Source organism: Lysobacter enzymogenes, assembly GCF_017168095.1.
GTDB classification, from domain to species: Bacteria; Pseudomonadota; Gammaproteobacteria; order Xanthomonadales; family Xanthomonadaceae; genus Lysobacter; species Lysobacter enzymogenes_D.
On the sequence record NZ_LXSD01000018.1, the window covers coordinates 1 to 8,007 of the forward strand.

9 protein-coding genes are annotated in these 8,007 nt (G+C 73.0%); 5 read left to right on the forward strand and 4 right to left on the reverse strand.

The window, feature by feature from the left end:
• Positions 1 to 417 (reverse strand): hypothetical protein (locus A7A76_RS00440; protein ID WP_206409340.1); only part of this gene is annotated, 417 nt, incomplete at its 3' end.
• Positions 418 to 662: 245 nt separating this feature from the next.
• Positions 663 to 1,001 carry a P-II family nitrogen regulator gene (locus A7A76_RS00445; protein ID WP_031371341.1) on the reverse strand — a complete coding sequence of 113 codons (339 nt, stop codon included), beginning with the start codon at positions 999 to 1,001 and terminating at the stop codon, positions 663 to 665.
• A gap of 331 nt (positions 1,002 to 1,332) precedes the next feature.
• Between A7A76_RS00445 and ubiK the strand changes: the two genes are divergently transcribed.
• The 5 genes from ubiK (at position 1,333) to A7A76_RS00470 (ending at position 5,849) form a co-directional block, all read left to right on the forward strand.
• Entirely contained in the window at positions 1,333 to 1,599 is a 267-nt protein-coding gene (gene ubiK / locus A7A76_RS00450; RefSeq protein WP_123645788.1) for a ubiquinone biosynthesis accessory factor UbiK, read from the forward strand.
• A 10-nt stretch (positions 1,600 to 1,609) separates the two neighbouring features.
• Positions 1,610 to 3,136, forward strand: a complete 1,527-nt coding sequence (locus A7A76_RS00455; protein WP_206409341.1) for a YifB family Mg chelatase-like AAA ATPase — start codon at positions 1,610 to 1,612, stop codon at positions 3,134 to 3,136.
• Between the two features lie 198 nt (positions 3,137 to 3,334).
• The gene (locus A7A76_RS00460; protein ID WP_206409342.1) at positions 3,335 to 4,165 is read left to right on the forward strand and encodes a helix-turn-helix transcriptional regulator; all 831 of its coding nucleotides are present in this window, start codon (positions 3,335 to 3,337) and stop codon (positions 4,163 to 4,165) included.
• 265 nt (positions 4,166 to 4,430) lie between these two features.
• On the forward strand, positions 4,431 to 4,586 hold the full coding sequence (locus tag A7A76_RS00465) for a hypothetical protein (RefSeq protein ID WP_206409343.1): 156 nt from the start codon (positions 4,431 to 4,433) through the stop codon (positions 4,584 to 4,586).
• Positions 4,587 to 4,823: 237 nt separating this feature from the next.
• On the forward strand, positions 4,824 to 5,849 hold the full coding sequence (locus A7A76_RS00470; protein ID WP_206409344.1) for an alpha/beta fold hydrolase: 1,026 nt from the start codon (positions 4,824 to 4,826) through the stop codon (positions 5,847 to 5,849).
• A 130-nt stretch (positions 5,850 to 5,979) separates the two neighbouring features.
• Here the strand turns inward: A7A76_RS00470 and A7A76_RS00475 are convergent, their stop codons facing one another.
• The gene (locus A7A76_RS00475; protein WP_206409345.1) at positions 5,980 to 7,089 is read right to left on the reverse strand and encodes an NAD(P)H-dependent flavin oxidoreductase; all 1,110 of its coding nucleotides are present in this window, start codon (positions 7,087 to 7,089) and stop codon (positions 5,980 to 5,982) included.
• A gap of 99 nt (positions 7,090 to 7,188) precedes the next feature.
• Positions 7,189 to 8,007: putative peptide maturation dehydrogenase (locus A7A76_RS00480; protein WP_206409346.1), on the reverse strand; the 819-nt coding region annotated here is incomplete at its 5' end.

Here is an 8,007-nt window from a genome sequence, read left to right on the forward strand (position 1 = left end):
GCGCAGCTCGGCGTCCAGCGCGCGCCGCAGCAGCGCCACCGGCGCCGGCGCGGTGGCGCAGGCGACGCGGCCGCCGTCGAGCACGCGCACGTTCAAGCGGCCGTCCTTGAAGTACGCGACCAGATCGACGAAATCCGACACCTCGCGCACGCCCTGGTCGACCAGTCCCCACAGCACGGTGTCGGCCAGATGCCGGCACGCGACCGGGTCGGCCGGATCGACGCGGCCGGCCGGGGCCGCCAGCGCGGCGAAATCCGCGCGCTCGAGCAGGCCGCCGGCGTCGCGCTGGAAGCGCGCGTTCGACAGCCCGACATCGATCGTCCCGACGATCAGCCACACCGCGATGAAGGCGAGGAAGAAACTCGCCACTTGCTTGACGAACAGGCCGCGGGGGCGAAGGAAACGCAACCAGGACACGGCGGGCTCGCGCTGGCGAAGGAGCGCGAGTGTCGCGGCCGGCCGACGGCGGCTGCATCGGTCGAAAGTCCTACCGCGGCGCGGCGGCGGCGCGCGAACCCAGGCGGGATTCAGCCAGCGCCGCCAACCGGCGCGGCTTCATTGCCGAATTCGCTCGATCGCGGCCTGCGTCGATACCGACCGGTCGCCGCGCGCCATTGCGGCCCGATGCCGCAGCCAGCCGCGCAAGCCCGCGCGGCGGACGCTTACAACGCGTCGCCGTCCATCTCGCCGGTGCGGATGCGCACCGCGCGCTCCAGGTCCCACACGAAGATCTTGCCGTCGCCGATCTTGCCGGTGCCGGCGGCCTTCATGATCGCTTCGACCACGGTATCGACCTGATCGTCGGTCACCGCCACTTCGAGTTTGATCTTGGGCAGGAAATCGACCACGTACTCGGCGCCGCGGTAGAGCTCGGTGTGGCCCTTCTGGCGGCCGAAGCCCTTGACCTCGGTGGCGGTGATGCCGGCCACGCCGGCCTCGGCCAGCGCCTCGCGCACATCGTCGAGCTTGAACGGCTTGATCACCGCCATGACCATTTTCATTCGCCTGCCTCCCGCCTGCAGCGCGGCGCCGGCGGATACCGGCGCGTTCGGATTGGCGCGCAGGATAGCGCGCCGGCGCGCCGCGACCTAGCCGCGCCGCCGGTCGGGCGGCGTTCACATCGCCTGCGCGGCGCGCGTCGGAGGATGGCAACGGCGCGTGAAAGCGGCGGCGAACCGACTCCCCGGAGGCTTGCCGCCCGCGCCAGCGCCGTGATGTAGTGACCGCGTCATCCACTTCGGACTTTTCCGACAGCCCGCCCCGGCCCCGGCCGACGGCGTCGCCCCGGTCCGGCGGTCAAGCTGACCCCAATACCGGAGGAGTTTCATCTACATGATCGACCTGAACTACATCGACGACCTCGCCCGCCGCCTCAGCACCCTGGTTCCGCCGGGCGTGCGCGAAGGCCGCGAAGAAATGCAGCAGAACTTCAAGTCCGTGCTGCAGACCGGCCTGTCCAAGCTCGACCTGGTCACCCGCGAGGAATTCGAGGTGCAACGCGCGGTGCTGCTGCGCACCCGCGAGAAGCTCGAAGAACTGCAGCGCACCGTGGCCGAGCTCGAAGCCCGGCTCGACGACGCGTCCGAACCCCAGCACTGAGCCGTCCGCCATGAACCTGGCGCTCGTGCACAGCCGTGCGCGAACGGGGGTGCGTGCGCCGGCGGTACGGGTCGAGGTGCATCTGGGCGGCGGCCTGCCGTGCATGAACATCGTCGGCCTGCCCGAAGCCGCAGTGCGCGAAGCCAAGGACCGCGTGCGCGCGGCGATCGCCTCGGCGCAATACGAATTCCCGCAGCGGCGCATCACCGTCAACCTCGCTCCGGCCGACCTGCCCAAGGACGGCGGCCGCTACGACCTGGCCATCGCGCTCGGCATCCTCGCCGCGAGCGGGCAACTGCCGTTGCCGGCGCTGGCCGATTGCGAATTCCTCGGCGAACTCGGCCTCACCGGCGAACTGCGCGCGATCGACGGCGTGCTGCCGGCGGCGCTGGCCGCGGCCGACGCCGGGCGCCGGCTGGTGGTGCCGGCCGGCAACGGCGCCGAAGCGGCGCTGGCCAGCCGGGTCGAGGCGCGCACCGCGCGCACGCTGTCGGAAGTCTGCGCGATGCTGTGCGAACGCGTATCGCTGCCGCGTGCGGTCGCCCCGCCGCCGGCGCGCGCGCCCGAGCTGGACATGCGCGACGTGCGCGGCCAGGCGCAGGCGCGGCGCGCGCTGGAGATCGCCGCGGCCGGCGGCCACCATCTGTTGCTGATCGGCCCGCCCGGCTGCGGCAAGACCTTGCTGGCCTCGCGCCTGCCCGGCCTGCTGCCCGAAGCGAGCGAAGACGAAGCACTGGAAACCGCCGCCATCGCCTCGGTCGGCGGCGGCGGCCACGGCCGCGCGCTGGATCCGGCGCGCTGGCGCCAGCGTCCGTTCCGCGCGCCGCACCACACCGCCAGCGCCGTGGCCCTGGTCGGCGGCGGCGCCGATCCGCGGCCGGGCGAAATCTCGCTGGCGCACCACGGCGTGCTGTTCCTCGACGAGTTGCCCGAATGGGAACGGCGCGCGCTGGAAGTGCTGCGCGAACCGCTGGAATCGGGCGTGGTCACGGTGTCGCGCGCGGCGCGCAGCGCCGAGTTTCCGGCGCGGTTCCAGCTGGTCGCGGCGATGAATCCCTGCCCTTGCGGCTGGGCCGGCGACAGCAGCGCGCGTTGCCGGTGCAGCGAAGACGTCATCCGCCGTTACCGCGCGCGCATCTCCGGCCCGTTGCTGGACCGCATCGACCTGCATATCGAAGTGCCGCGGCTGCCGCCGTCGGCGTTGCGACCGGACCAGCCCGAAGGCGAGTCCAGCGCCGCGATCCGCGAACGCGTGAGCGCCGCCCGCGCCAGGCAGGCCGAGCGCAGCGGCAAGACCAACGCGCGCCTGGACCAGGCCGAAACCGGCCGGCACTGCCGCCTGGGCGACGCCGATCAAGCCTTGCTGGAACGCGCGGTCGACGGCCTGCAATTGTCGGCGCGCTCGATGCACCGGATCCTGCGGGTGGCGCGCACCATCGCCGACCTCGCCGGCGCCGAGCGCATCGGCACCGCGCACCTCAGCGAAGCCATCGGTTACCGGCGCGCCGACCGCGACAGCGCGACCCGGGCCGCGTGATCGCGCGCGGCCGGCCATGACAAGCATCACTGGCGGCCGCGGCGCGGCTGAGGCCTCGTAGCGCCTGGCCTGGAACGGCACGCCGCGGCCGCCTTTCATGGCCGCGATCCCAACCCCGGCTGGGCTATAGTCGCCGCGCGGACCGGGCGGGCGACGGCCCGCCGGCCGCGGGCGCGCGGCGCCAGCGAGGCCTCCGGCATGTCCGAGTTCACCGTCCATACCCTGCTCAAGACGCCGACCGTGACGGTCCGCGACGTCTATTGCCGCGGCGAGTGCAAGCACCGCAGCGCCGAGGAATGCGCGGCCGCGACCCATCTGGTGTTTCCGTATCGCGGCGTCTACGTGCGCCATGTCGGCGAGCAGGCCAGCGTGGCCGAGGCCAGCCAGGTGCTGTTCTTCAATGCCGGCGAGGGCTATCGGGTCAGCCACCCGATCGAGGGCGGCGACGCCAGCCTGTCGGTGTCGGTGGCCGAGCCGATGCTGCGCGAGATGGCGCCCAAGGCGCTGCTGCGCGAGGGCGAGGAGCTGTCGTTCCGCCAGCCGCGGCTGCGCATCGACCCGCGCGCGCAGTCGCTGGCGATGCTGCTGCGCCACAGCCTGCGCCAGGGCATCGCCGAGCCGCTGGAAGCCGAGAGCCTGGCCCTGACCCTGGTGCAGCGCGCGCTCGGCCCGCGCACCGCGCACGCGGCCGGCGCCAGCGCCGGCCAGCAGCGGCTGGTCGAACGGGCCAAGCTGGTGCTGGTCAGCGATCTGTCGCGGCGCTGGACCCTGGCCGAGATCGCCGCCGAAGTCGGGGTGTCGCCGGTCTACCTGACCCAGGTGTTCCAGCGCGTGGAAGGGCTGCCGCTGTATCGCTACCAGCTGCGCCTGCGGCTTGCGCGGGCGTTGGATCTGCTTGGCGAATACGAGGATCTCAGCGCGCTGAGCCTGGACCTGGGCTTCTCCAGCCACAGCCATTTCAGCGCGGCGTTCCAGCAGACCTACGGCCGCTCGCCGTCGGAGTTCCGGCAGTCGGCGCTGCGCCGCTGAGGTCACGCGTCCCCCTGTAGGAGCGGCGCAAGCCGCGGCCGCGACACCGCAAAAACGATGAATCCCCGCCACGACCGCGCCCCGGCCAGTACCGACGCGGGATCCGGGCCGGCGCCGTATGCGAGGTGGCGCGGTCGCGGCTCGCGCCGCTCCTGCAGGGGCTCCATGCGGCCGCGCGGCGATCGCTAAATTTTCTGACAGCGCCGGCCCCCGCCGCGGTGGCCTACTGTGCCGGCCCGATCCCGGGCGCCTTTGGAGAACCCCCATGAGCGAGAAGACCTGTGCGGCCTGCGATTGCCCGCTCGACGAGAACGCGTTCCAGGTCAAGGTCGGCGGCAAGACCGTCGAGGTGTGCTGCGAGGAATGCGCGCAGAAACTCGACGCGGCCTATGTCTCGGCGCAGGCGCCGGGACGCAACTGACCGTTCCGCCGGACGCAGGCCCCACGCGCTGGAAAACGCGTTGGCCCGGGCCTAAGTCGCCGGTGTGGCAAGACCGGCCGCGCGCTGCCCGAACGGGTGCACGCCGCGGCCGGCGAACGAAGACGACACCGCGGCGTTCGCGCCGCTTACCGATACGCAACGCCTCAGGCGGCGCATCCGCGCCGTCGCGGGCTTCTGCACGCCCGCGACGGCGCTGCGCAACCAAGGAATGAGCTCATGAATCGCAGACGTTTCCTGTTGGGCGGCGCCGGCCTGATCGCCGCCGGCAGCCTCGGCGCCATCGTCCATGCCGCCGCGCGCGGCGTGGGCGCGGACGGCGCGGTCGGCGCGGTCGGCGCCGACGCGAATCTGGATATCGGCGCGGCCGAGTTCCACGCCAGCCGCAAGTTCGCCCGCACCGGGTTCGGCGACATCGCCTACGTCGAGCGCGGCGAAGGCCCGGCAGCGCTGTTCCTGCATGGCTTCCCGCTCAACGGCTATCAATGGCGCGGCGCGCTGCCGCGGCTGGCGCCGTACCGGCGCTGCATCGCGCCGGATTGGCTGGGCCTGGGCTACACCAAGGTCGCCGACGGCCAGGCGGTGGATCCGGACGCGCAAGTGGGCATGATCCTGGCGCTGATGGACCGGCTCGGCATCGACAGCGCGGACCTGGTCGCCAACGACAGCGGCGGGGCGATCGCGCAGTTGCTGCTGACCCGCCATCCCCAGCGCGTGCGCACCGTGCTGCTGACCAACTGCGATACCGAGTTCGACAACCCGCCGCCGAAGCTGGTGCCGGTGATCGAGCTGTCCAAGCAGGGCCGCTTCGTCGACGAATGGCTCTCGCCGTGGTGGCAGGACAAGGCGCTGGCGCGCTCGCCGCAGGGCTTCGGCGGCATGTGCTACGCCGATCCCTCGCATCCGGACGACGACGCCATCGACATGTACTTCGGCCCGCTGCTGTCCACCGCCAAGCGCAAGGCGCTGACCCACGCGTATGCGATGGGCCTGGAGCGCAACGTGCTCGAAGGCATCGGCGCCGGGCTCGCCGCCAGCCGCGCGCCGGCGCGGGTGCTGTGGGGCATGGCCGACGACATCTTCGACAACCAGCAGGCGCAGCCGCTGGCCGACGCCTTCGGCCGATCGCGCGGGCTGCGCAAGCTCGACGGGCTCAAGCTGTTCTGGCCGGAGGAACGCCCCGACGTGATCGCCGAGGAAGCGCAGCGGCTGTGGGCGGCGTGGGCGCCGCAGCGGGTGCGCTGAGCGGCGCGGGCGGAACGTCGGAAGGTTCGCGGTGGTTCGATTGTCGCGGTCGCGGCTTGCGCCGCTCCTACAGTCGGATCGCGTAAGCGCGCGTCGATCTGGATCGGGACGGGCGCTCTGCGCGGACGCTTCAGTCGCGGTCGATACCGCGTTCGCCGCCGCGATCGAGCAAGTCCAGCGCCTGCCGCGCCAGTTCGCGGGTCAGCTCGAACGCGCCCAGCGCATGCGCGCGCCGCGCCTGGCCCGACCACAGCGACATGAACCCATCGTCGCCGGCCGCTTCGGCCTGGCCGCGCAACGGCGCCAGCGCGGCGCCGGCGCCGGGAAACGCCGGCGCCAGCGGCGACAACGGCCCGACTTCGCGCATGACCCGGTTGACGATGCCGCGCGCGGGGCGGCCGCTGAACACATTGGTCAGCGCAGTGTCGTCGCCCTCGCCCGCCGCCAGCGCGCGCCGGTGCAGCGGCGCGATCGTCGCCTCCGCGCAGAACAGGTACGCGGTGCCGACCTGCACTGCCGCCGCGCCGAGCGCGAACGCCGCGGCGATGCCGCGCCCGTCGAAAATGCCGCCGGCGGCGATCACCGGCACCTTCACCGCATCGGCCACGCGCGGCAGCAGCGCGAACAGGCCCGCTTGCCGGCTCACGTCTTCGCCGTTGGAGAATTCATCGGCGAGAAACACGCCACGATGCCCGCCGGCCTCGTTGCCCTGGGCGATCACCGCGTCGCAGCCGTTGCGCTCCAGCCACACCGCTTCGGCGACGGTGGTGGCCGAGCCGATCGCGCGCGCGCCGGTCGCGCGCACGCGCGCCAGCAACGCCGGCTCGGGCAGGCCGAAGTGGAAGCTCACCACCTGCGGCCGCAGTTCTTCGACCAGCGCGCACCAGGTCTCGTCGAACGGCGCGCGCGCGACCGCGGCGCTGGCGGCGTCGGGGTCGAGGCCGAATTCGAGGTAGTACGGACGCAGCCGCGCGCGCCATGCCGCTTCGCGCGCCGGATCCGGCGCGGCGGGGCGATGGCAGAAGAAATTGAGGTTGACCGGCGCGCCGACCGCTGCGCGGAACCGCGCGACCTGTTCGCGCGCCTGTTGCGGCGACAGCATCGCGCACGGCAGCGAGCCCAGCGCGCCGGCGCGCGCGGCGGCGATGGCCAGTTCGGCCTGGTGCGCGCCGGCCATCGGCGCCTGCACGATCGGCAAGGCGATGCCGAACAAGTCCTGGATACGGCGATCGGGCCACATGCGTGCGCGCTCCGCGGAGGATGCGCGCAGCATGCCACCGGCCGCGCGCGCCGTGTTGCCCCGCGGTGGCGGCGCGCCGCGGCGAACGTGCGCGCGCGCTCAGTCCCGCGGCCAGACCCCGCCGGCGGGATCGAACTCGGAGGTGCGCATGCGTTCGCCGCGCCAACCGAAGCCGCACACCGCGAGCGGGCCTTCGGCGAGCGGGTCGAGGCCGAACGCGCGTTCGATGTCGATCTCGTTGATCGCCGAGGTCACGAACGCGCCCAGGCCCAGCTCGGTCGCGCTCAGGTACAGCGTCTGCGACAGGTGGCCGCTGTCGAGCAGCAGCGCGCGGTAGGCCTTGGCGTGGCGGCGGTATTTCCAGAAGCTGCGCGCATAGCGCGGCGTCAGCACCGCCAGCGCGTGCGCGTCGGCGAACCAATGCTGCCCCGCCACCGCCTGCGCGGCGAATTCGGCCAGCGGCGCCGCCGGCGCCGGCAGCGGCTCCAGCGCGTGTTCGAGCGGATGGTAGTGGTACAGGCCCGGCGCCACGCCTTCGACGTTCTGCACGATCAGATAGGCCTCGGTCGGGTGCAGGCCGCCGCCGGAGGGCGTGTGCTTCTTCAGGAACACGGTGTCGTCGCTGATGCGCACCTGCGCCTGCGCCGCGAACACGCGCTGCAGCATGCGCGCGAACGGTTCGTAAGGCAGGGCGCGGGCGGCGTCGAAGTTGCGGCAGGTCGTGCGCCGCGCCAGCAGGCGTTCGAATTCGCCGTCGTCCAGGCGCGGCAGCGGCAGGCGCGCGTCGGCCGGCGCGCGCTCGATCGCGTGCGGCGGCGGCGCGCCGAGGCGGCGGCGGATCTCGGCGGCGGTGGTCAGTTCGTTCTCGTCCATCGCCGCGGCGCTGTCGGTGCCCTGCCAGCGCGCCAGCCGGTGCGC